Annotated in this window: 23 protein-coding genes; 4 read left to right on the top strand and 19 right to left on the bottom strand. The window is 30.2% G+C overall.

The genetic code is table 11. The annotated features are described in order from the left end of the window. Positions 1-2: 2 nt before the first annotated feature. The 16 genes from ACQ629_RS00115 to ACQ629_RS00040 form a co-directional block, all read right to left on the bottom strand. A complete protein-coding gene (locus ACQ629_RS00115) occupies positions 3-518 on the bottom strand; it encodes a hypothetical protein (protein WP_483705738.1) in 516 nt (171 codons plus the stop codon). Between the two features lie 4 nt (positions 519-522). After that, on the bottom strand, positions 523-2,175 hold the full coding sequence (gene recN, locus ACQ629_RS00110; RefSeq protein WP_483705736.1) for a DNA repair protein RecN: 1,653 nt from the start codon (positions 2,173-2,175) through the stop codon (positions 523-525). Between the two features lie 242 nt (positions 2,176-2,417). Then, complete coding sequence (gene porD / locus ACQ629_RS00105) at positions 2,418-3,308, bottom strand: type IX secretion system protein PorD (protein WP_483705734.1); 891 nt, start codon at positions 3,306-3,308, stop codon at positions 2,418-2,420. Positions 3,309-3,435: 127 nt separating this feature from the next. Further along, on the bottom strand, positions 3,436-4,644 hold the full coding sequence (gene coaBC / locus ACQ629_RS00100; RefSeq protein ID WP_483705732.1) for a bifunctional phosphopantothenoylcysteine decarboxylase/phosphopantothenate--cysteine ligase CoaBC: 1,209 nt from the start codon (positions 4,642-4,644) through the stop codon (positions 3,436-3,438). Between the two features lies 1 nt (position 4,645). Next, positions 4,646-4,966, bottom strand: a complete 321-nt coding sequence (locus ACQ629_RS00095) for a DNA-directed RNA polymerase subunit omega (RefSeq protein WP_483705730.1) — start codon at positions 4,964-4,966, stop codon at positions 4,646-4,648. A 3-nt stretch (positions 4,967-4,969) separates the two neighbouring features. Beyond that, the gene (locus ACQ629_RS00090; RefSeq protein ID WP_483705728.1) at positions 4,970-5,791 is read right to left on the bottom strand and encodes an outer membrane protein assembly factor BamD; all 822 of its coding nucleotides are present in this window, start codon (positions 5,789-5,791) and stop codon (positions 4,970-4,972) included. 121 nt (positions 5,792-5,912) lie between these two features. After that, entirely contained in the window at positions 5,913-6,428 is a 516-nt protein-coding gene (locus ACQ629_RS00085; RefSeq protein WP_483705726.1) for a ferritin, read from the bottom strand. A gap of 132 nt (positions 6,429-6,560) precedes the next feature. Next, positions 6,561-7,436 carry a 4-hydroxy-tetrahydrodipicolinate synthase gene (gene dapA, locus ACQ629_RS00080; RefSeq protein WP_483705724.1) on the bottom strand — a complete coding sequence of 292 codons (876 nt, stop codon included), beginning with the start codon at positions 7,434-7,436 and terminating at the stop codon, positions 6,561-6,563. Then, entirely contained in the window at positions 7,436-7,948 is a 513-nt protein-coding gene (locus ACQ629_RS00075) for a DUF6913 domain-containing protein (RefSeq protein ID WP_483705722.1), read from the bottom strand. The genes dapA and ACQ629_RS00075 overlap by 1 nt, the downstream gene beginning before the upstream one ends. A gap of 28 nt (positions 7,949-7,976) precedes the next feature. After that, positions 7,977-9,053, bottom strand: coding sequence for an esterase-like activity of phytase family protein (locus tag ACQ629_RS00070; protein WP_483705720.1), 1,077 nt, complete (start codon positions 9,051-9,053; stop codon positions 7,977-7,979). Positions 9,054-9,144: 91 nt separating this feature from the next. Next, entirely contained in the window at positions 9,145-9,789 is a 645-nt protein-coding gene (locus ACQ629_RS00065) for a lysoplasmalogenase family protein (protein ID WP_483705718.1), read from the bottom strand. Between the two features lie 32 nt (positions 9,790-9,821). Further along, entirely contained in the window at positions 9,822-10,472 is a 651-nt protein-coding gene (locus tag ACQ629_RS00060) for a lysoplasmalogenase (protein ID WP_483705716.1), read from the bottom strand. A 95-nt stretch (positions 10,473-10,567) separates the two neighbouring features. After that, positions 10,568-12,565 (bottom strand): NAD-dependent DNA ligase LigA, encoded by a 1,998-nt coding sequence (gene ligA / locus ACQ629_RS00055; RefSeq protein WP_483705714.1) that lies wholly within the window; start codon positions 12,563-12,565, stop codon positions 10,568-10,570. Positions 12,566-12,589: 24 nt separating this feature from the next. Continuing rightward, on the bottom strand, positions 12,590-13,153 hold the full coding sequence (locus ACQ629_RS00050; RefSeq protein WP_483705712.1) for a hypothetical protein: 564 nt from the start codon (positions 13,151-13,153) through the stop codon (positions 12,590-12,592). A gap of 572 nt (positions 13,154-13,725) precedes the next feature. Continuing rightward, entirely contained in the window at positions 13,726-15,168 is a 1,443-nt protein-coding gene (locus tag ACQ629_RS00045; protein WP_483705710.1) for a glyceraldehyde-3-phosphate dehydrogenase, read from the bottom strand. Positions 15,169-15,304: 136 nt separating this feature from the next. Continuing rightward, positions 15,305-16,684, bottom strand: a complete 1,380-nt coding sequence (locus ACQ629_RS00040) for a trypsin-like peptidase domain-containing protein (protein WP_483705708.1) — start codon at positions 16,682-16,684, stop codon at positions 15,305-15,307. Positions 16,685-16,817: 133 nt separating this feature from the next. Here ACQ629_RS00040 and dapF point away from each other — a divergent pair, with 133 nt between their 5' ends. The 4 genes from dapF to ACQ629_RS00020 all read left to right on the top strand — a co-directional run bounded on the left by dapF (position 16,818) and on the right by ACQ629_RS00020 (position 19,924). Beyond that, a complete protein-coding gene (gene dapF, locus ACQ629_RS00035; protein ID WP_483705706.1) occupies positions 16,818-17,591 on the top strand; it encodes a diaminopimelate epimerase in 774 nt (257 codons plus the stop codon). Continuing rightward, a complete protein-coding gene (locus tag ACQ629_RS00030; RefSeq protein ID WP_483705704.1) occupies positions 17,591-18,115 on the top strand; it encodes a GNAT family N-acetyltransferase in 525 nt (174 codons plus the stop codon). Before dapF ends, ACQ629_RS00030 begins: the two co-directional genes overlap by 1 nt. Then, entirely contained in the window at positions 18,108-19,136 is a 1,029-nt protein-coding gene (gene mltG, locus ACQ629_RS00025; protein WP_483705701.1) for an endolytic transglycosylase MltG, read from the top strand. Before ACQ629_RS00030 ends, mltG begins: the two co-directional genes overlap by 8 nt. 224 nt (positions 19,137-19,360) lie before the next feature. Next, complete coding sequence (locus ACQ629_RS00020; protein WP_483707233.1) at positions 19,361-19,924, top strand: peptidoglycan-binding protein LysM; 564 nt, start codon at positions 19,361-19,363, stop codon at positions 19,922-19,924. A 52-nt stretch (positions 19,925-19,976) separates the two neighbouring features. On the opposite strand, the gene ACQ629_RS00015 is transcribed toward ACQ629_RS00020, so the two are convergent. The 3 genes from ACQ629_RS00015 to dnaA are packed head-to-tail and all read right to left on the bottom strand — an operon-like array spanning position 19,977 to position 22,566. Continuing rightward, positions 19,977-20,684 (bottom strand): SAM-dependent methyltransferase, encoded by a 708-nt coding sequence (locus ACQ629_RS00015; protein ID WP_483705699.1) that lies wholly within the window; start codon positions 20,682-20,684, stop codon positions 19,977-19,979. Continuing rightward, entirely contained in the window at positions 20,684-21,139 is a 456-nt protein-coding gene (locus tag ACQ629_RS00010; protein WP_483705697.1) for a low molecular weight protein-tyrosine-phosphatase, read from the bottom strand. The genes ACQ629_RS00015 and ACQ629_RS00010 overlap by 1 nt, the downstream gene beginning before the upstream one ends. A gap of 2 nt (positions 21,140-21,141) precedes the next feature. Further along, a complete protein-coding gene (gene dnaA / locus ACQ629_RS00005) occupies positions 21,142-22,566 on the bottom strand; it encodes a chromosomal replication initiator protein DnaA (RefSeq protein WP_483705695.1) in 1,425 nt (474 codons plus the stop codon).

Here is a 22,566-nt window from a genome sequence, read left to right as displayed (position 1 = left end):
GTTTAATCGTTAATAAGTTTTAACTTTTGTAAAATACTCATCTTACCTTTAACCCTATTTACAGATGCATATACTTCATCTATAAACTGGTTATTAATAGCTGATTTTACAGATAGTTTATATTGTTTAAAAGCATTCATTAATTCTCCTTTTAACTCGTAAGCTTGTCCCATTTTATTATAAATAGTTCCCTTATCAGCAATATTATTATCAATTGCTTTTTTTCCGAAAACAAGCATTTCATCAAAAAGATTCATCTCTATAAGCAAATAGGCATAATTCGTATAAACTCCTTGATGACTTGGTGCAAACTTTATAGCCAATTCTAAATGATTTTTGGCTTTTGGATGGTTGTTAAATTTCACACTATACAACCAACCCAAGTGATTATGTGCCCTACCATAATCTGGATATTCATTTAATAGATCTCTTAAAACTTCTTTTGCCTCTATAATTTTATTCTCATCAATTAATTGATCAGCTTCAAAAAATAAGTTTTCTGCATTGTCTTCGCTCATAATTTTAATTCAATAACTCTTTAGCATGTGTTAAAGCACTTTCTGAAATATCTTTTCCGCTTAACATTTCAGCTATTTCTACTACTCTTTCTTCATTAGACAACAACTTTAAATTAGATGTTGTTACGCCTTTTTCTTCTCCTTTATACACTTTATAATGCTGCAATCCTTTTGCTGCAATTTGTGGTAAATGTGTAATAGTAATTACCTGCATACTTGTACCCATATCTTGCATTATTTTTGCTATTTTGTTTGAAACTTCACCTGAAACTCCGGTATCTATTTCATCAAAAATAATGGTAGGTAATTGTATGTTTTCTGATAATATTTTTTTTATTGAAAGCATAATTCTTGATAGTTCTCCACCAGAGGCTACTTTTTTAAGTTCTCCGAAATTACCACCTTTATTTGCAGAGAATAAAAAATCTAATACATCTTTTCCGTTTGTAAAATACTCTTTTGATGCTGTTAGTTTTATAGAAAAACGTGCATTTGGCATTCCTAGTTCTGTTAACAAAAACTCTAAGGCTTTTTGTAATTTCGGAATAGCTTTGTTTCTCGTTTTAGTTATCATCACAGCAACTTCATCTAACTTTTTAGCTACTTCATTTATCTCAGCATTTTTTGCTTCAATTAACGTTCCTGCATTGGCTACTTGCGATACTTTTTCTGATAGTGCTTCGTGGATAGCCTGTAATTCTTTAATAGAATCTACCGCGTGTTTTTTCTGAAGATTGTAAATTAATTGTAATCTATCATTTAATTCTTCTATTTCATTCGGGTTAAAATCTACCGCTTCATTCTCATTTTCTAGTTCAGAAACAACATCATCTAACTCTAATTTTATACTCGTAACTCTGTTAGAAATCTCTTCGTATTTTTTAGAATATCCACTTATTTTTTGCAAACTATTTTCTAGCGAATACAATAAATTTTGTAATCCTATTTCTTCATTTACAGATATCTCTAAAGATTCTGATAAACTCAGTTTTATTTCTTCTATATTATTTAATCGCTCTAATTTTTCTTCTAAAGCTTCTTGCTCATCACTTTTTAAATTTGCTTCTTCTAACTCGTTAAATAAATGCAAATTATACTCATGCTGTTCGTTGGATTTTTCAGTTTCTTGCTGAAGAATTTTAAGATCCTTATTTAATGCTGAATACTTTTTTAATCCTCTTTTATAAGATGCTATCTTTGGTTGATTCTTAGCCAAAGCATCTAACACAGAAAACTGAAAGCTAACATCTGAAAGTTGCGATGTTTGATGTTGCGAATGAATATCAATTAGCTTTGTTTTTAAAGCTGTTAAAACCGATAAATTTACAGGCGTATCATTTACAAAAGCTCTCGACTTACCTGAAGGAAGGATTTCTCTTCGAATAATCGTTTCTGTTTCATAATCTACATCTAGTTTTTCAAATAAACGTTGTAAATCATAACCTTCAACAGCAAATTTAGCTTCAATAACACACTTTTTTTCAGTGTTTTTTAAAGATGATAAATCTGCACGGTTTCCCATTACCAAGCCCAAGGCTCCTAATAAAATGGATTTCCCTGCTCCGGTTTCACCTGTTATGATTGATAAACCTTTTGTAAAATCAATCGATAACTGATTGATTAACGCGTAATTATGTATGGATAATTGTATAAGCAAATTCTATTCTTTAAAAGAATAAAAATACAAATTTTGATTGAATTATAGCACTTTAAAAAGAACGGAAGTTTATTGTTTTTTTCTTCTTGATAATACGTTATCAATCAAAATTGATAAAAGCACAAAAACTAGTAAAAAAAATTCTTTTTTACCCAAGCCATTCTTTATAATTCCCATTGAAATTATATACAACATAATAACTGAAAGAACTGTTATAAAAGCTATTCTAGTTTTTTTCATACTTACTTAATCTTCTTCCACTTATCTTTATAAGTAGGCGCTATTTTCTTTAAAACACTTAGCATTTGTTGTGTGTTTTTGACCGGCTTACCATCAGAAAAAACATTTGCTATTTCATCACTTTTAGCATCTAAAAAAACACGAACCATGTAATTACCTATTGTTATATTGTAAAGCTTATCTAACGCTATTACATTTTTTTCAATAGTTTCTTTAGCAACTTCTTTAGTGTTTGATAAGTTATCAAATCCGTTTCTATGATAATCGTAATAAATAGTACGTAACGGATTAAATTTAGATGACAATAAATTATCAATCAACGCAAAACGATTTTGTTTTCCTACTTGATTCTGCCAACCTAATTCGCCATTAGATTGTGCTTGTAAGACAACATTTTCTGCTGCCTTTAAATAATCTGTTCCTCCTTTTAAAGCAAACGTATCTGCATCTACACCAATAATTGCATACGCATAAAAAGCGATGATTGATATTAAGTTCGATTCGTAAGTATTAGGATTAAAGTTTAACGGATCAAATTCGTTATAGCGAAAGTTAAAATTAGTGTCATTAAGGTTTAATACAGGTGTTGCATAGCTAGAACCATATACAGGTCTTGTAGATTGCACCTGAATACTTGCTCTAAAATTATTACCATTTTGCTCGTTTACAATAATTGTAAAAGCGCAATTAATACGTTCTTGCTGTTTAAAGCTTTTGTTTGTCCATTGCTTTTCATTAATAAACTCCGTTAAAGATTTTTGAAGTGTTTCATAAACCTGTTTATTACTACTCTGAACTTTATCTGTATTTATAGTAACTAAAGCATTAAGCTCTTGCGACTGTATTGTAAAAACTGATGATAAAATAAAAACTAAAAAGAAAAACGTACGCATTTAATATAATTTTATTTGTCAGGTCGAGTGCAGCCGAGACCAATTAAAATCTCTCGAAAAACTGCGTTTGTATCTTCAAAGTAAAAAATTTCACTTTTCAATAATACTCGAGAAGACGATCGTTATTTTAACTAACTTTGTTTATAATCTCGTTTATAATATCTACTGCTACTGCTTTTTTAGATTTTAATTCGAATGATTTTTCATTAAAATCAGCATCAATAACCGTAATTTTATTGGTATCAGTTGCAAAACCTGCACCTTTATCTTGCAGTGAATTTAAGATAATTAAATCTAAATTCTTTTTTACTATTTTGCCTTTAGCATTTTCTACTTCATTTTCTGTTTCTAAAGCAAAACCTACTAATAACTGATTCTTTTTAGCTTCGCCTAAAGACTTTAAAATATCTTTTGTAGGTTCTAACTCTATTACTAACGACGAATCTTTCTTTTTTATTTTCTGATTAGCCACATTTTTTGGTCGATAATCTGCTACAGCAGCCGATAAAATAGCAATATCTACTTCGCCGTAATACTTATGACAAGCCTTATACATTTCTTCTGCTGATTTCACATCAACTCTATGAATAAAAGAATGATTTACTTTTTGATGTGATGGTCCTGAAACTAAAAAAACTTCAGCTCCTAAATTAGCAGCTGCTTTTGCTATTTCAAATCCCATTTTACCTGAAGAGTGATTCCCTATAAAACGAACAGGATCAATAGCTTCATAAGTGGGACCTGCAGTTAACAACAGCTTTTTTCCCCGAAGTGGTAGTTTAGAAACAATGTCTTTTTCTATAAAAGAAACAATATCTTCTGGCTCTGCCATACGGCCTTCTCCAACCAATCCGCTTGCTAATTCGCCTGAAGTAGCAGGAATTAAGATATTGCCAAAGTCTTGTAAACTATCTAAACTTTTCTTGGTTGATGGATGCTGATACATATCTAAATCCATTGCTGGTGCGAAATATACAGGACATTTTGCCGATAAATATGTTGCTAATAATAAATTATCGCAAGTACCGTTTGTCATTTTAGACAAGGTATTTGCGGTGGCAGGAGCAATAATCATAACATCTGCCCAAAGCCCTAAATCAACATGATTATTCCACAATTCGTTTTCATCTTCTTTTTCGTAAAAAGTAGAATGAACGGGGTTTTTAGATAATGTGGAAAGTGTAAGTGGAGTAATAAAATCTTTAGACGCAGGAGTCATTACTACGGTAACTTCTGCGCCAGATTTTATAAATAAACGAACTAAGTTCGCTGTTTTGTACGCGGCAATACCAGCGGTAACACCAAGTAATACTTTTTTACCGCTTAATACAGACATATTATTCTACGTCTGGAGTTCTGTAATATACTTTACCGTTTAACCATTCATCTACAGCTATAGCATGAGGTTTTGGTAAACGTTCGTAAAATTTAGAAACTTCAATTTGTTCTTTGTTTTCAAATACTTCTTCTAAACTATCGTTATAAGTAGCAAACTCATCTAACTTATCAACTAATTCTTTCTTTAAATCAGAATTAATTTGATTCGCTCTTTTTGCTATGATAGAAATAGCTTCGTAAATGTTTTCTGTTGGAGCTTCGATAGCTTCTTTGTTATAAGTAATAGTACTTAATGCCGCTTTCGTTTCTTTATAATCCATTTTTTAACTTTTAACTAATTGTTCTTGTTCCTTGTTTAATGTTGCTAACATTTCATTCGAATCTTCCATAAATTTAGATTCTGGAAAGCTTCTATTTAACTTATCATACGCTTTTATAGCTGCTTTAATTCTTTCAGCCTTTCTACGTTGCGTACTTTTTAACACAAAATCATGTGCTGCTTTTAAACGAAAATATAATGCTTCTTCTTTATATTTAGTTCCTAAATAATCTGACAACAAATTATCGAAAGCTACAATTGCTGCTCTGTAGTTTCTAGAATCGTAAGCCGCGGTTTTGTAATATGTTTTCGCTATTTCAAACGCTTTTTTCTCTAATTTATTACGTAACTCAACATAATACTTGTTTGCTTCGTCTAATTTATCAGATTCAGGGTATCTATCAATAAAACCTTGAAAAGATTCTAACGCTTTATTTGTATCTGTTGGATCTAAACTAAAACTTGGCGCTGCTTTATAATAACTTAATGCTGATAAAAAAGCGGCTTCTTCTCTTTTTGAACTTTTAGGATAGTTTCTTGTAAACCTATTAAAATAATATCCCGCTATACTATAATTCTTCTCATTAAAATTAGATTGAGAAACCATAAATTGAATACGCTCCATTTGCGGTTTACCACGATATGAAGGTGTTACTTTTTCGAACAAACGCAAGGCTTTACTGTACTTTTGTGTTTCGTACATTTTTACGGCCATTTTGTATTGCTCCTCAACACTTCCCTTATTTAAAGTTTTGTGGTATGAGCTACATGATTGTAACACTATTACCGCTACAACTAAATACGCTAAATTTTTAATTTTTTGCATTTGGCAAAATTAGTGATTAATTATGGATTATTAAAACGTTTTTTAACTCTAAGTAGAGTATTGCAATAAACCATAAAATATGTTATAAAAACAGGTATAAATACCTAAATGTTTGTTAATCTTATTCAGCTGTGTTTGCTGCACCTTGAGCCACTATTTGCTTTACATCATTATCAAACAAATATAAACCTCCTTTATCATCGCCAATTAAATTAATTTTGTCTAAAATATTTCTTGCTAATGCTTCTTCTTCTATTTGCTCAGATACATACCATTGTAAGAAGTTATGGGTTGCATAATCTCTTTGTTGTAAGGTTATATGAACCAAATCATTAATTGATTCAGAAACCATTACCTCATGATCAAATAAGGTTTGAAACATGTCTTTAAAAGAACCAAACTCTGCAGGTGGCGCTGCTAATTCTGATACTTTTGCATGTCCTCCTCTTTCGTTTACAAACTTTACTAACTTTAACATGTGCATACGCTCTTCATCTGAATGTGCATACATAAATTGAGAAACGCCCTCAAAACCTTGAGTTTCTGCCCAACATGCCATTGATAAATATATTTGTGATGACTCTGCTTCTACTTTTATCTGCTCATTTAAAGCGCTTTCTATTATTTTTGATAACATATTTTTATTTTTTTGAAATTATATTCCTTAACAAATTTAATTTTGACAAGAAACTATTGAACAAAGATGCTAAAAAAAGACTACAATTAAAAAACTGTAGCCTCTTATAAATGGTATTTTTGTTTAGACAAATTATAGATTATCTATAAAATCAGAAATTTTTGTTTGTAATTCTTCTGTTGCTTTAACTAAAGGTAAACGAACTTCATCTAAACAAATTCCTTGTTTCATTAATACTGATTTAATTCCCGCTGGGTTATTTTCTTCAAAAATATAGTCAACAATATCCATTAACTGATAATGAATCTCGTACGCTTCTTTATTCTTACCTGCTAAACCTAACTGAATCATCTTTGAGAACTCTTTTGGCAATCCTTGTCCTATAACAGATATTACTCCTGCCCCACCTGCTAAAACAACTCCTAAAGCTAAATCATCATCACCTGAAATAATTAAAAAATCTTTTGGTTTATCTTTTAATAATTCTAAATATTGCTGCTGACTTCCTGCTGCTTCTTTTACTCCTATTATATTTTTAAAATCATTCGCTAGGCGTAAAATAGTATCTGGCTCCATATTTTTAGCAGTTCTACCAGGTACATTATATAAAATAATTGGCTTTGAACTTACTAAAGAAATGGCTTTAAAATGCTGATAAAAACCTTCTTGTGTTGGCTTGTTATAATATGGTGCTACTGATAAAATAGCATCTATATTTGATAAATCTAAAGAATTTAATTCGTCTATGACTGTTTGTGTATTATTACTCCCAACACCTAAAACCAAAGGTAACCTTCCTTTGTTTTCGTTTGCAATTACCTTAATTACCTCTTCCTTTTCTTTTCTTGTAATAGTACCACTTTCAGCCGTAGTACCGTTAATAACTAAGTAATTTGTACCGTTATCGATATTAAAATTCACTAACTTTTTAAGCGCATTAAAATCTACACTTAAATCTTCGTTAAAAGGAGTTACTAAAGCGACCCCTGTACCAACAAATTTTTGCATTATATTTTGTTTAATATTGTTAAATATTTTTTTAATTCTTGATTTAAAACTGCCTCATTTAGTCCTTCGTCAGAAATAACAAGATCATACAATCTATCATCAATTCCTGCAAAACCTGTTTTTAAAGATGCTTGAGATAACAAAGTTATTATATTGGTATATAAATTTGGCGTCTTTACGTAGTTAATAAGCAAATCATATTCTTTTTTAACGAAGTTTTTCAAATTGTCTGATTTTAAACTCGCTTTAAAACCAAAATCATTATCTGTAAAAAACGTAGGCGATGTTTCTTGCTTTTTTGAATATTCTCTATAAATTAACACTGTAATATTCTCCTTTTTAAAAGGTAGCTTATTTATTAAATTGGCGACCATTACATTCTGTAAAGATTCATTATCTAGAATAATTACAACGTGTGCTACTTTATTCGTTTTATAAATCTTTTCCTTTTTTTGTACAATGATATTATTGTATGTTTTTTGAATAGATTTATGTTTAAGTTTGTTTATCATTTTATATAGTTACTACTGCTAAAATACATTATTTCTCTTCAATTTCTAACAATAAAAATTGATTGAGTTGCTTACCATATACCTGAAAATTATCATCAGAAACTAATATTAAAGATCTATTTCCGTTTGATAGCATTGGCCCAAAAGTAATTCCTTCAATATTATCAATAATTTTATCTGTTAACACATTTTTAACTGATGCAAAATCGAATAACAATTCTTTTTTAAGTGGAATATACTTTTCTTCTTTTAACGATTGGATAGCTAAAGTATTTGTACTTTTTTCGTTAATCGTTGCGCTAAAAATTCTAACCGTATTTCCGAAAGCTCCATAACCACTTTGATAAGTTCTTTCTACAACGAAAAAATTATTTTTAGCATATTCTAAAATAGCTGTCACACCATTTAAGTTTACTTTTCCTTTTGCTGGCTTGTCTATTTTTTCTAATTGATATGCAAACTGTTTTATAGCCACACTTGTACTTTTATCAAAATAAGTAATCCTTATTGGAGATTGTGTTTTATAAAACGTAGGTTCTTCTCCATCTGCTTTAAGTGGAGCTTCCATTGCAACCCAAAAACCTTTTTCATCATAACTTTTCGAAGAGCTTTCAAATGCTGCATTGTGCTTTGGTTTTGCTTTAGACAATGCATTAAAGTATGTAGGAATTGTAATGTGCTCAATAACTCTTCCTAAACTATCAACCTTAAAAACAGAAGGATTTTTTCCGTTTTTAATTGAGCCTTCACTTACTAAGTTAATTTGATGGCCATCAACAAAAACAGATTCTAAATCTAAAGCATTATTTTTATAAAACTGACTTGAAGTGTCTATTTCAATTACTTTTTTAAAACTTACTAACTTAATTGAATCTTTTTTTACAAATATATTTCCAACTAAAATTCTAGGGTTTTTAACATCATCAACTACCATATAATATTGATTATTATGAAAGTTAATTCCTGAAATTCCGCCAATAATTGTGTTCTCATACTTTAATGAATCTTTTACTATAAATTCATTTAAAAAATTTAAGGATATTTTTTCTGTTTTACACCCTATAAAAACTAAAGAAACAACGATGTATAAAAATTTTATCTTCATGTGGCAAAAATACTATTTAATACATGTAACAACACTTATTAAAAGTAACAATAAAAATGTTTTTTAATACAAAAAAAACTTAGCAAAAAAACTATTCAATTTTATATTTATCTTTTTCTATAAAGCCTGTATATATAAAATAATAAGAAACCGAATATAAAAACTGACCTAAAAAGATAGAGTATGAAATTGTTTGATCTAGCAAACCAATAGCATAAACACAATCGGATGCTATCGCTATAAAAAAACCTATAAAAAGTAATAAATTCGCTTTACTCATGGTGTATAAAAAATTAGTAAAAGCTATGGCGCATAATGAAAAGGAAATAAAACCATAAATAAGACTTATCTTATAATTAAGGTCCTTCTCTGTTTCGCCGTAAATAAGTAAAAATATCAAAATGAAAAAAAATGAAAAAATTAATATATACAAAGGCAAAAACTCTCGTTTCTTAGGTTTTATATAGTCAATTACTAATTTAATAAATAGTAAATGCTCTATTTTAAAAAACAACACTGATATCAAGAAAAACCCTTGAATAGTATTAAGAGTAGCAGCTATTACCGTAAGACACATAGCCAATAAAACTCTATTATCCTTTTTCTTTACTTTTAGAAGATATAAAAAACCTAAAACGATTGTAGGTAAAGGTATTAAAAACGGTTTTAAACTATTAAACTCTACAAAAACTGCGTATAGATACATTGCCGAAACAAAGAAAAATAGTATTTTCAATATAAACTCAATAGTTTTAGGGGGCATTACATTTATTTTAAAATTAACGATTTACATATAAGGTACTGAGATATAATATATAAAACAACTATTAAAACATCAAACAAATACATTGGGCTGTAAAAATTATTTAAAGCTATTAAACTGTCGGATGCTATAAACAAAATAGCCCCTAGTAATAACCATAAATTTGCTAATGTTTTTTCTTGTTGATAATTTAACAAAGCACAAGTGCCAAAACCTGAAATGGCAATTCCGTATACAATTACAGGAACTAGCATTTCTCCTATATTATCTTTTATTAAAAATAATACACCTAAAAAGAACAGTACAAAAAGCATTGCTGCTTTTAATATTTTAACAATAGGTTTTTTCGGTAAAAGTTTAGATATCATTTTTATATACAAAACATGGACTATTAAAAAAGAAGCCAATCCGAATATAAAATAATTTGTTTTATCTAATAAAAATACATCTCCCCAAAAAGAGAAAAACAATGCTGAAACCAGCCAAAAATTAGCTTTTTTAACCGAGAACAAATAAACTATTACCAACGTTGTCATTAGTAAAGGTTTAAAAATTATTTCTAAACTTTTATTTTGAGTTATTACTGCATATACATCTATAATAGCTACTAATAGAAATATGATTGATGTAATAGTTATTTTTAATTGTTTATTCATTTTTTTAACTTCAACATTACATACATAATAAAGCAATCTGTTTAAAGAGACTGCTTCGTTTCTCTCTATGACATTTTATTCATTTCTAAACCCTACTAATTAACCATATCAATAAAATCTTGCTCCGAAATAATAGAAACACCTAAACCTTCTGCTTTCGCTAATTTACTTGGCCCCATATTATCACCAGCAACAATAAAACTTGTTTTTTTAGATATTGATGAACTTACTTTTCCGCCGTTATCTTCAATTGCTTTTTTAAGCTCATTTCTACTCATTTGATGAAAAACACCTGAAACCACAAATACTTTATCTGCAAGTTTGTCTGTTTGACCTTCCAAACTCTCTGTCGAAACCTCTAACTGAACACCATGAAATTTTAACCTATTAATTAATTGAATATTTTCTAAATTATTTGAAAAATCGATAATACTTTGGGCTATTCTACGCCCTATTTCATCTACTGAAATTAGGGTTTCTAAATCGGCCGCCAATAAATTGTCTATCGATTTAAAATGCTTTGCTAGTTTTTTTGCTACAGTTTCTCCTACAAAGCGAATACCTAAAGCAAACAATACTTTTTCGAACGGAATTTCTTTTGACTTCTCAATTCCTGCCACCATATTCTGAGCAGATTTCTCCGCCATTCTTTCTAACGGAATTACCTGACCAACAGTTAAATCATACAAATCCGCATAATTCTCAATCAACCCTTCTTTACGCAATAAATCAACCGTTTCTCCTCCTAAACCATCTATATCCATGGCTTTTCTACTGATGTAATGTTGAATCCTACCTGTTATTTGTGGCGCGCAACCAAACTCATTCGGACAATAATGCTTTGCATCACCTTCATTTCTTACAAGCTCTGCATTGCATTCTGGGCAATTGGTTGCGTATTTTGTAGGTTCAGAATTATCAGATCTTTTTGATATGTCTACTGCTATAATTTTAGGAATAATCTCACCTCCTTTTTCAACAAAAACAGTATCATTTATTCGAATATCTAATTTTTCAATCTGATCTGCATTATGCAACGAAGCTCTTTTTACAATAGTTCCTGCTAGTTGTACAGGGTTTAAATTTGCAACCGGTGTTATGGCTCCTGTTCGTCCAACTTGATATGTTATTTCTTCTAATATTGTTGAAACTTGCGCTGCTTTAAACTTATATGCAATTGCCCAACGCGGTGCTTTTGCGGTATAACCGAGTTCTTCTTGTTGCTGTAAATTATTTACCTTAATTACAACTCCGTCTGTTTCATAAGGCAATTCATGTCTTTTAACATCCCAGTTATTTACAAAATCAAAAACAGCATCTATTGTTTTTGCTAACGTTATTGTTTCTGGCACTTTAAAACCTACTTTTCGTGCATTTTCTAAGTTCTCGAAATGGGTTTTATATTTTCGTTCTTCTGTAACTACCTGATACAACAAACAATCTAATGGGCGTTTTGCAACTTCTGCACTGTCTTGTAATTTTAAACTTCCGCTTGCGGTATTTCTTGGGTTTTTGTACTCTTCTTCTCCGTTTACTACTCTTTCTTCGTTCATTTTACGGAATCCCTCAAGAGGTAAAATAATTTCTCCACGCATTTCAAAATCAGAGACGAAGTCTCCATTAAGTATCAATGGTATTGATTTTATGGTACGAATATTAGGTGTTACATCATCTCCCTGAAAACCGTCTCCACGAGTTACCGCTTTTACAAACACACCTTTTTCGAAAGTTAAATTGATAGATGCTCCATCGTATTTAAGTTCACATGTATATTCAATATCATCGGAACCTAACATTTTTTGAATACGCTTTTCCCAATCTTGTAAATCTTCTTTAGAATATGAATTATCTAAAGAATACATTCTGTTTTTATGAGTAACCGTTTCAAAATTTTTAGTAATTTCTCCCCCTACTCTTTGGGTTGGTGAATTTGAATTAAAAAACTCAGGATTTTCTGTCTCTAATTTCTCTAATTCTTTCAGTTTTACATCAAAATCATAGTCTGAAATAGTTGCATTATCTAACACATAATAATTATAATTGTGTAGATTTAGTTCATCGCGAAGCGATTGTATTTTTTGTTGAATTGTCATTAAAATAATAGCGCTAACAGTTTGTTATTTTTTTACTTTACCCGTTAAAAACTGAATTTCTTTTGATATTGGGTTCCCTGAAGAACGACGAAAAGAAACTATTTGACCAACATGCCAAGTTGCGTCAGATATTGGTCCGTTTAAAGCGTTCCAAAACGGAAATTCTTTTTCTCCAAAGATAATTTTATACTGCGACACATCTTTACTTATCCTTAAAATATCACTTGCGTGTTTTAAATTCTCTAATGTTTTTTTACGCTTCTCTGCAAATGTCATTTCAGGTTGCTTATCTCCATTCGGTTTCTTTAATACAGCGTTTAAAGTTACTTGAGATAATCCTAAAATATGATCTATAGTTTCTTCAGATGTTCTTGCTCCTTTACTAGGTTTAAAAATTAAATCTTTAACTGTTAACCCTTCTGTTGCCCAGTAATAACGAAAACCTAATCCATCAACCATTCTACTTGCTACTGCACCTGCAGTATATTCTGTTGCTGCTTCAGGAATTTCGTAATACGGTAATTTAGTTTGTGCTTTTGTTACCGCAATCATTAACATTATTAAAAATGAAGAAAATAGTAATTTCATGTTATTAATTTTATAGCTAATTTAAGAAAAACTTTTTGGTATTAATCCTCTACCGTAAAAGTTATATGCTACTTTAAAACATATTTTTCATAGAATAATTACGCCTTTAAAAGTTAATATACCTATTACCAATAGCGGCTGTATGAATTAATAAAACAAATATGATTCATTAATACTTTTTAAGTTATATCGTAAAAAAGCACCATCTTAGAAAGATGATGCTTTTTTTTAAAATTCATTATTGATTAATCCCCCAATTTATCAATATGATTTCCATGCGTATTATACTGCAATTTGCAATAAAAAAACACTTTACGATACTAATTATGTATACCTGGTATCATTTTATGTATAGTTTGTTTAATACATAAAGTTTATTTTTTGATTAAATAAAGTTAGGGTAGTCTACCTGATGTTTAATTCATTCAATTTCGGAATAAACCTGCTATTATCATTTTACAAAAAACGTTATTATAATAGTAAATAACTAAAACATTCAATCCTTAAAAACAAAATAGGCCAAAATATTTTTTAAAAATTTTGACCAATTTTAGTTACTTTAATATAAGATATTAATAATATGTATAACGTCTAACTTTTGCAATGTGTTTTGCTAAACGCATTACTTGATGAGAATATCCGTACTCGTTATCGTACCATACATATATTACAATTGTATTTCCATCTGCAATAGTTGCTTTACTATCAAAAATTGAAGGAGCTGTTGTACCTACAATATCTGAAGATACTAGCTCATTGTTTATTGAATATTGAATTTGCTCTACCAAATCCCCCTCCAAAGCATACTGTTTCATAATAGCGTTTACAGCTTCTACAGTAGTGTTAGAGTTTAACTGTAAATTTAAAATCGCTAAAGAACCGTTTGGAACTGGCACACGAATAGCGCTTGATGTTAATTTACCTTCTAAAGCGGGTAATGCTTTTGCTACTGCTTTACCTGCACCTGTTTCTGTAATTACCATGTTTAAAGCGGCTGCTCTACCTCTACGGTATTTACTATGCATATTATCTACCAAGTTCTGGTCGTTAGTATAGGCATGAATCGTTTCTAAATGTCCTTTTTTAATTCCGAAGTTGTCTTCTAATACTTTTAATACTGGTGTAATAGCATTCGTTGTACATGAAGCTGCAGAGAAAATATCTACATTATCAGGGTTATTTTCAGCATGATTTACTCCGTGTACGATATTAGGAATTCCTTTTCCTGGCGCAGTTAATAATACTTTACTTGCTCCCTTTGGCACTAAATGGCGACTTAAAGCTTCTTTATCTTTAAAAGCACCTGTGTTGTCTATAATTAATGCATCGTTAATTCCGTATTTAGTATAATCAATATCTTCTGGTTTACCAGCAGAAATCATATACACTGTAGTTCCGTTAATAATTAACGCATTGTTGTCTACATCTACCTGAACAGTTCCTAAGAAATCTCCATGTACTGAATCGATACTTAATAAGGATGCTCTTTTTTCTAATACAGCTTCGTTAATTTCACCACGAGTAACAACTGCTCTTAATCTTAATTGAGAACCTTTACCCATTTTACTCATTAACTCACGCGCTAATAAACGACCGATACGTCCAAAACCATATAACACAACATCCTTAGGCTTAATACCCTCTGCCTCAGTAGCGTCTTTTAATTGATTTTGTACAAAAGCTAATTTATCTGCATTGTTATCATCTTGTAAATGATACTCATATGCTAATTTACCAATATCTAATTTTGATGCTGGTAAATCGATAGATTGTATTGCTTTTGCTATTTCTAAAGCATCGTTAATCGAAATAGGTTTCGCTACGAATTCTTTAGCGTAATCTATTAAATTTAAAACCTCACTAGCTCTTTTATCTACTAATTGGTTTCTAAATAAAACTAATTCAATCGATTTATCATACCATAAATCATTAACGATATTAATAAATTCAACTGTAGCTCGTCTTACTTGCGCTTGACCTACTACTTCACTTTCGTAATTTGTTATTGTTGACATAGTTGTGTGTTAACTAAATTTTTAAAAATTTGCTGTAAAAATAAGTATTTCAAACGGTTTCATAAATATTTTTATCAAAGAAAAATGTCGCTGAAAAATAATTTTCAACGACATTTGTCCTTCTTATAAATGTATTTTAAAATCGAAAATACTCTTTTTTTCCATCAGGGCTCATTAACTCTAAAATCATTTGTTGATTCCCTGTGTAAGTATCTAAAACAGCAACAGCCTCAGAGGCATTGGCTATTTCTTTGCCGTTTATTTTAGTTAAAATATAACCTGCTCCTACTTTATAATACAAAAATCCTTTATTATTGGTTCCTGTAATTTTTGCCCCTCCTTTTATTGCATATTTTTTTCTTTCTTTTTTTGATAAATCTTTTAATTGTACTCCGAAAGAAAAAGAAGTAAATGTGCTTTTTTTTCCCAACTTTACAGTTTTCATTAAATCTTCGCCATCTCTAGTAATTGTTAAATTTACATATTCACCTGGTCTTTTTGCTGTTAATTGCCCTTTTAAATCTGAAAATTTAGAAATTTTAATGTCGTTTACTTTGGTTATAATATCCCCCTCTAATAAACCTGCTTTTATTGCTTCACTATCACTTTCTATTCCATCTATTTTCACCCCTTCAATTACACCTTCTTTATCTTCATAAGGAACAAAACCTATTAAAGCTTCTTGTACAGATCCAAACTCTAATAAATCATCTACTACTTTTTTAGCAATGTTAGACGGTACTGCAAAAGAATACCCAATAAAAGAACCTGTTTTAGATGATATAGCCGTGTTTATTCCGATTAATTCTCCTCTCGTATTTACTAAGGCTCCACCGCTGTTACCAGGATTTACGGCTGCATCTGTTTGAATAAAAGCTTCGATATTTCTATTCCCATCTAAATCACGTCCTTTTGCACTTACAATACCTGCTGTAACTGTTGATGTTAAATTATAAGGATTTCCTACTGCCAAAACCCATTCTCCTATTTTTGCATTATCTGAATTCCCAAAAGGTAAATACGGTAAATCCTCATCAGTAACTACTTTCAATAAAGCAATATCATTCCCCTTATCTGTCCCTACTAAAACAGCTTTTAACTTTTTACGATTATTTAATGTAATCTCAATTTCACTCGCTCCTTCTATTACATGATTATTCGTTACTATGTAACCATCTGGTGAAATTATTACACCACTCCCCGTTCCTACTTGCTCATATTTACGTGTACCATTTCGTCCAAAAAGTTGCGCATATGGGTTTTGTTGTGTTCTTACTGCTGTATTTTTAACATGCACCACTGCATGAATCGTTTTATCTGCTGCTTCTGTAAAGTCAGTTGGCGTAGATGATGAATTTACAACCGTTGGTGTGTAATTTGCATTTACAGTTTGTAATGCTGGTATTACATTTTTCTCTGCTACTACTTGGTGTTTTTCCATTAGTACTTTATATCCTGCAAGTGCTATTATTCCACCTAAAAAGGCAATTCCTAATGTTACAATTATTTTTTTCATATGCTTACAAAATTTAATATTTCAAAGATAACATTTTAACATACTTCTAAAATCTGTTTAACTTTGTTTTAACTCTTTTTAACCGCTTTTTAACACTCTTAATTACCTAATAAAATATGTATATTTGCTTTATATGAGCATTACTTTTTACAAATATCAAGGAACTGGAAACGATTTTATTATAATCGATAATCGTAAAGAAACCTTTCCGAAGAACGACATTAACTTAGTCTCAAAACTATGTAATCGTCATTTTGGAATTGGAGCTGATGGATTAATTCTTTTAGAAAATGATGCTACAACCGATTTTAAAATGATTTACTTCAATGCCGATGGTAGCCAAACTATGTGTGGTAACGGAGGGCGATGTGCAGTTGCTTTTGCCAAACGATTAAATATTATTGACTCTAAGACAACTTTTACTGCTTTTGATGGTACTCATTATGCTGAAATAAATAATGATATTATATCATTACACATGATAGATGTTAATGAGATAATACTAAATGACGGATATATTTTTGCTAACACAGGTACACAACATCATGTTGAAATAGTTGCTGATTTAGATAATTTCCCTGTTTTCGAAAAAGGAAGAGAGATTCGCTACAATATATATGGTGAGAACGGTAGTAACGTAAATTTTGTAGAACAAATAAACACAAACACCTTTAGAGTAAGAACGTACGAAAAAGGCGTAGAAGATGAAACTTTAGCTTGCGGAACCGGAGTTACCGCTGTTGCAATTGCAATGTATGCTACAAAAAAAACAACCGAACAACTAATTAAATTACCAGTTGAAGGCGGTTTACTTGAAGTTAGTTTTCATGAAAAAAATGGAAAATTTAGCAATATTTTTCTAAAAGGACCAGCTGTTTGTGTGTTTAAAGGCGAAATTGAATTATAATGAATACATTAAAAGGTACACTTATAAATTTAAGAGCGCTTGAACCCGAAGATTTAGAATTTTTGTTTCAGATAGAAAACAATGAATCCGTCTGGGAAGTTAGCCATACACAAGCTCCGTTTTCTAAATTTATTTTAAAACAATATTTAGAAAATGCCTATTTAGATATTTATGAGGCTAAGCAACTAAGGTTAGTTATTGAAGATAATACCTCGTTAAATGCTATTGGAATGATTGATCTTTTTGATTTTAATCCGCAACATAAAAGAGCCGGTATCGGAATTTTAATTCACCCTGATTATCAACAAAACGGATTTGCTTCTGAAGCTTTACATCTATTAACTAAGTATTGTTTTACCCATTTACAGTTACACCAGTTATACGCTAATATTACTAGCGATAACAAAAAAAGCATTCCTCTTTTTACAAAACACCATTTTAAAGAAATCGGCATTAAAAAAGATTGGATTCTAAGCAACAATATATATAAAGACGAAATTTTATTTCAATTAATAAATGAATAAGAAAATATTATACGTAGCTATTGCCATTGTATTTTTAATTGGCGGAATTATTGGTTTTAATTTTTATCAGAAAATATTTAGCAAAGCGGTTACTAAAAGTGGCACTATTTATGTAAAATCTGATGATACTTTTGATGGCTTAAAAAAACAGCTATCTAATTACATAGACAAACCTGAAAATTTTATTTGGGTTGCTGAAAAGAAAAAATTCACAAAACCGAAAGGCGGAAAATACATTCTTAAAAAAGGAATGAGTTTAAACGACGTGGTTAACTTATTGAGGAGCGGAAATCAAACTCCGATAAAATTATCTTTTAACAATCAAGATTCATTAGAAAAGCTAGCTGGTAGAATTGCTGAACAAATTGAAACTGATTCTATTTCTTTAGTAAAAGTAATGAGAGAAAATGACTTTTTAGTTAAAAACAGTTTCAATCAAAAAAATGCTTTGGGTATGTATATTCCTAATAGTTATGAATTTTATTGGAATACCTCTGCTGAAAAATTCCGTAATAAAATGCTTATTGAATACAATCGCTTTTGGAATACAGCGCGATTAGCAAAAGCTAAAAAATTAAACTTAACAAAAAAAGAAGTTACCACATTGGCTTCTATCGTTCAAAAAGAAACGGCTCAAAAAAGCGAACGCCCAATTGTAGCTGGTTTATATCTAAATAGGTTAAGAGACGGTTGGCCTTTACAAGCAGACCCAACAGTAATCTACGCTATTAAACAACTTAAAGGTGAAGACTTTGTTGTAAAACGTGTATTGAATAACGATCTTAAAATTAAATCGCCTTATAATACGTATCAAAATACTGGCTTACCTCCATCATTAATTGCAATGCCTGATGTTTCATCAATAGATGCTGTTTTAAATTACAAAAAACATGGTTACTATTATATGTGTGCAAGTGTAGATAATATTGGTTTTCATGATTTTGCAAGCTCTTTAGCACAACATAACAGAAACGCTGCTAAATATCAAAAATGGATTAATCAACGAGGAATTATTAGGTAATCTTAACAAAATTTTATTCTCAATAAAACACACATAGTACTGAAGTAAAAATAATTTAATTGTTGTTTCATTGATTTTTAAATAAAAAAAACATCAATAACGAGAAATATTCACATTTCACAATAATCTTAACATATTGATTGCTAATGATTTATATTAATTAGTGTACATTTGCACCGCTAAACAGAAAGTAATTAATTATCAAGTATTTAGTATTTTTATTAATAGGTTTTGTAGCGCTCGTTAGCTTTACAACTCCAGTAGTTAAAAAAGATAAAACAACACTTACACCAAAGAAAACAGCATATTATGCTGAAAACTTTAATATTCCTTTCTTGGTAAAAGATTTTGTTGGTTTTAAAGAAGCTTTAGCTTTTAAAGAATCACAAGGGAGATATCGAGTTGTAAACAAATTAGGTTATTTAGGTAAATATCAATTTGGAAGAGGAACCTTAAAAAGGTTTAGAATTTACAATACTCAAAAATTTCTTAAAACTCCTGAATTACAAGAAAAAGCTTTTATAGCTTACTGTAAAGTAAATAAGTGGATTTTAAGAAAAGACATTAGAAGAAGTGTAGGTAAAACTATTAACGGCACTAAAATTACCGAATCTGGTATTTTGGCTGCAGCACATTTAAGTGGTGCTGGTAACGTTAAAAAATACTTGCGATCAAACGGAGTTTTTACCTTTAACGACGCTTTTGGAACTTCAATAAGATCATATATGAAAAAATTTGCCGGCTATGACGTATCTAATATCAAGCCCAATAGAAAAGCGAGAGTTTAAAGCTTCACATAAAACATAAAAAAAGCCGCATCTTATTAAGATACGGCTTTTTTTATGTTTTATGAAGTATAAAAATGGTAGGTCGTTTATGTAAATCAGTTTTTATATTTTGCCATTCCTTAACCGTATGTGTTTTTATATATTCAGATGGTAATGTTATATCACATGCCACGCACACCCGTGTATCTGGTGATAAAGTTGCACGTAAATCATCTAACATTTTTTCATTTCGATAAGGTGTTTCAATAAAAATTTGAGTTTGATTTTTATCCCTAGAAATCTTTTCTAATTCTTTAATAGTTCTTTTCCTATCCGATTTATCGATAGGTAAATATCCATTAAAAGCAAAGTTCTGACCGTTCATACCAGATCCCATCATTGCCATTAATATTGACGAAGGCCCTACCAAAGGCACTACCTGAATACCTCTTTCATGTGCTAATTTCACAATACTTGCTCCAGGGTCTGCAACCGCTGGAACTCCGGCATCAGACAATAAACCTATTGAAATTCCTTTATCACATACGTCCAAATAATTTCGAATTTCAATATCATTCGAATACTTATCTAATAATAATAACTCTAAAGATGCTTGTGCTTTATTAGGTGTAATTCTTTTTATAAATCGTCTTGCTGATTTTTCATTTTCAACAATAAAATGATCAAGATGCTCTATTACTTTTTTAACCGATATAGGCATTACCTCTAACGGTTCGGTTTCTCCTAAAGTTGTTGGTATTAAGTATAATTTCCCTTTCATTAGTATTCTAATTTTGAAGCAATAATTTCACAAGCTTCATCTAACATTTTATATACATTTTCAAAACCCTGATCACCTCCGTAATATGGGTCTGGAACATTTCTGTTTTCTGATGGATACTGCTCGTTTAAAATCATTTTTACTTTTCGAGCATCTTCTTTTTCATCAATTATCGAAAGAATATTGTGATAATTACTTTCATCCATTGCAAAAATTAAATCAAATTCTTTAAAATCTGATTTTATAAATTTTCTTGAACGTTGCTTTGTAATATCTATTCCGTATTTCTTAGCCACTTCAATAGATCTTTCATCTGGTAACTCACCAACATGATAACCCGCCGTTCCTGCAGAATCAACTTTAAAAAATTCGTTCGATAATTTTGATTGTAAAATACCTTCGGCTAGTGGTGAACGACAAATATTCCCCAAACAAACCATTAGTATTTTTTTCATAATTACAAGGTTAACTTTTTCGTTAAATCTTCCACGTATTTTTTAAATTGCTTATCTGTTTCTGTTAAATTATCAACAGTTTTACAAGCATGTAATACGGTAGCATGATCTCTTTTACCAATTTGACTTCCAATACTTGCTAATGAAGATTTGGTCATCCGTTTGGCAAAAAACATCGCTAATTGACGCGCTTGAACAATATGTCTTTTACGTGTTTTAGATTGTAAAGTAGCAACATCCATATCGAAATACTTCGATACTACTTTTTGAATATAATCGATCGAAACTTCTTTCTTTGTGTTCTTTACGAATTTATCAACAATTTCTTTTGCTAATTCAACCGTAAATTCTTTTCTATTAAAAGAAGCCTGTGCAATCATCGAAATAATAACACCTTCTAATTCACGAACGTTCGATTTTATATTCTTCGCTATATATTCTACTATATCTTCTGGCATTTCAACACCATCTCTATATAACTTATTTTGAAGTATCGATACACGTGTTTCAAAATCTGGTGCTTGTAATTCAGCTGATAATCCCCATTTAAAACGAGATAATAAACGCTGCTCTATGTCTTGCATATCTACAGGCGCTTTATCAGAAGTTAAAATTACTTGCTTTCCGTTTTGATGTAAATGATTAAAAATATGAAAGAATACATCTTGTGTTCCTGTTTTTCCTGATAAAAACTGAACATCATCAATAATTAATACATCAACCATTTGGTAAAAATGAATAAAATCATTTCTAGTATTCGATTTTACAGAATCGATAAATTGTTGTGTAAATTTTTCTGAAGAAATATATAAAACTGTTTTATCAGCATATTTATCTTTTATCTCAACACCTATTGCATGTGCTAAATGTGTTTTCCCTAAACCAACTCCTCCATAAATTAATAACGGATTAAATGAAGTCCCTCCTGGTTTATTTGCTACTGCCATCCCTGCAGACCTTGCTAAACGGTTTGCATCACCCTCTACAAAATTATTAAAATTATAATTTGGATTTAATTGAGATTCTATTTTAACCTTTTGCAACCCAGGAATAATAAATGGGTTTTTCAACTCTCTTTTAGATTCTAAAGGAACAGTTATTTTTTGAGGTTTTAATGGATTACGATTCGAACTCGGAATTTTTACTGTTTGCGGACTATTACTACTATACGTATTTTCCATACGTACATCATATATTAGCTTTGCATCACTACCTAACTCTCTTACTAAAGCTACTCTTAATAGTTTAATATAATGCTCTTCTAACCATTCGTAAAAAAATTTACTAGGTACCTGAATCGTAAGAGCTTCCCCAGCCAATTTTGTTGGCTTAATAGGCTCAAACCAGGTTTTATACGCTTGGGGTTTAATGTTATCTTTTATGAAAGACAAGCATTCATTCCAAACTGAATCAGCAGTTTTAGTCAT

The sequence above is a fragment of the Tenacibaculum sp. SM2510 genome (genome assembly GCF_057002845.1).
This window is presented reverse-complemented; position numbering and strand designations above follow the sequence as displayed.

What these genes read in the sequence shown, in the direction of transcription:
- ACQ629_RS00070 (WP_483705720.1), bottom strand. Translation starts at nt 9,053, where the DNA reads ATGAAGATAAAATTTTTATACATCGTTGTTTCTTTAGTTTTTATAGGG.
- ACQ629_RS00040 (WP_483705708.1), bottom strand. Translation starts at nt 16,684, where the DNA reads ATGAAAAAAATAATTGTAACATTAGGAATTGCCTTTTTAGGTGGAATA.
- ACQ629_RS00050 (WP_483705712.1), bottom strand. Translation starts at nt 13,153, where the DNA reads ATGAAATTACTATTTTCTTCATTTTTAATAATGTTAATGATTGCGGTA.
- ACQ629_RS00095 (WP_483705730.1), bottom strand. Translation starts at nt 4,966, where the DNA reads ATGGATTATAAAGAAACGAAAGCGGCATTAAGTACTATTACTTATAAC.
- dnaA (WP_483705695.1), bottom strand. Translation starts at nt 22,566, where the DNA reads ATGACTAAAACTGCTGATTCAGTTTGGAATGAATGCTTGTCTTTCATA.
- ACQ629_RS00010 (WP_483705697.1), bottom strand. Translation starts at nt 21,139, where the DNA reads ATGAAAAAAATACTAATGGTTTGTTTGGGGAATATTTGTCGTTCACCA.
- ACQ629_RS00075 (WP_483705722.1), bottom strand. Translation starts at nt 7,948, where the DNA reads ATGATAAACAAACTTAAACATAAATCTATTCAAAAAACATACAATAAT.
- porD (WP_483705734.1), bottom strand. Translation starts at nt 3,308, where the DNA reads ATGCGTACGTTTTTCTTTTTAGTTTTTATTTTATCATCAGTTTTTACA.
- dapF (WP_483705706.1), top strand. Translation starts at nt 16,818, where the DNA reads ATGAGCATTACTTTTTACAAATATCAAGGAACTGGAAACGATTTTATT.
- ligA (WP_483705714.1), bottom strand. Translation starts at nt 12,565, where the DNA reads ATGACAATTCAACAAAAAATACAATCGCTTCGCGATGAACTAAATCTA.
- ACQ629_RS00015 (WP_483705699.1), bottom strand. Translation starts at nt 20,684, where the DNA reads ATGAAAGGGAAATTATACTTAATACCAACAACTTTAGGAGAAACCGAA.
- dapA (WP_483705724.1), bottom strand. Translation starts at nt 7,436, where the DNA reads ATGCAAAAATTTGTTGGTACAGGGGTCGCTTTAGTAACTCCTTTTAAC.
- ACQ629_RS00045 (WP_483705710.1), bottom strand. Translation starts at nt 15,168, where the DNA reads ATGTCAACAATAACAAATTACGAAAGTGAAGTAGTAGGTCAAGCGCAA.
- ACQ629_RS00085 (WP_483705726.1), bottom strand. Translation starts at nt 6,428, where the DNA reads ATGTTATCAAAAATAATAGAAAGCGCTTTAAATGAGCAGATAAAAGTA.
- ACQ629_RS00030 (WP_483705704.1), top strand. Translation starts at nt 17,591, where the DNA reads ATGAATACATTAAAAGGTACACTTATAAATTTAAGAGCGCTTGAACCC.
- ACQ629_RS00060 (WP_483705716.1), bottom strand. Translation starts at nt 10,472, where the DNA reads ATGAATAAACAATTAAAAATAACTATTACATCAATCATATTTCTATTA.
- mltG (WP_483705701.1), top strand. Translation starts at nt 18,108, where the DNA reads ATGAATAAGAAAATATTATACGTAGCTATTGCCATTGTATTTTTAATT.
- coaBC (WP_483705732.1), bottom strand. Translation starts at nt 4,644, where the DNA reads ATGTCTGTATTAAGCGGTAAAAAAGTATTACTTGGTGTTACCGCTGGT.
- ACQ629_RS00115 (WP_483705738.1), bottom strand. Translation starts at nt 518, where the DNA reads ATGAGCGAAGACAATGCAGAAAACTTATTTTTTGAAGCTGATCAATTA.
- ACQ629_RS00090 (WP_483705728.1), bottom strand. Translation starts at nt 5,791, where the DNA reads ATGCAAAAAATTAAAAATTTAGCGTATTTAGTTGTAGCGGTAATAGTG.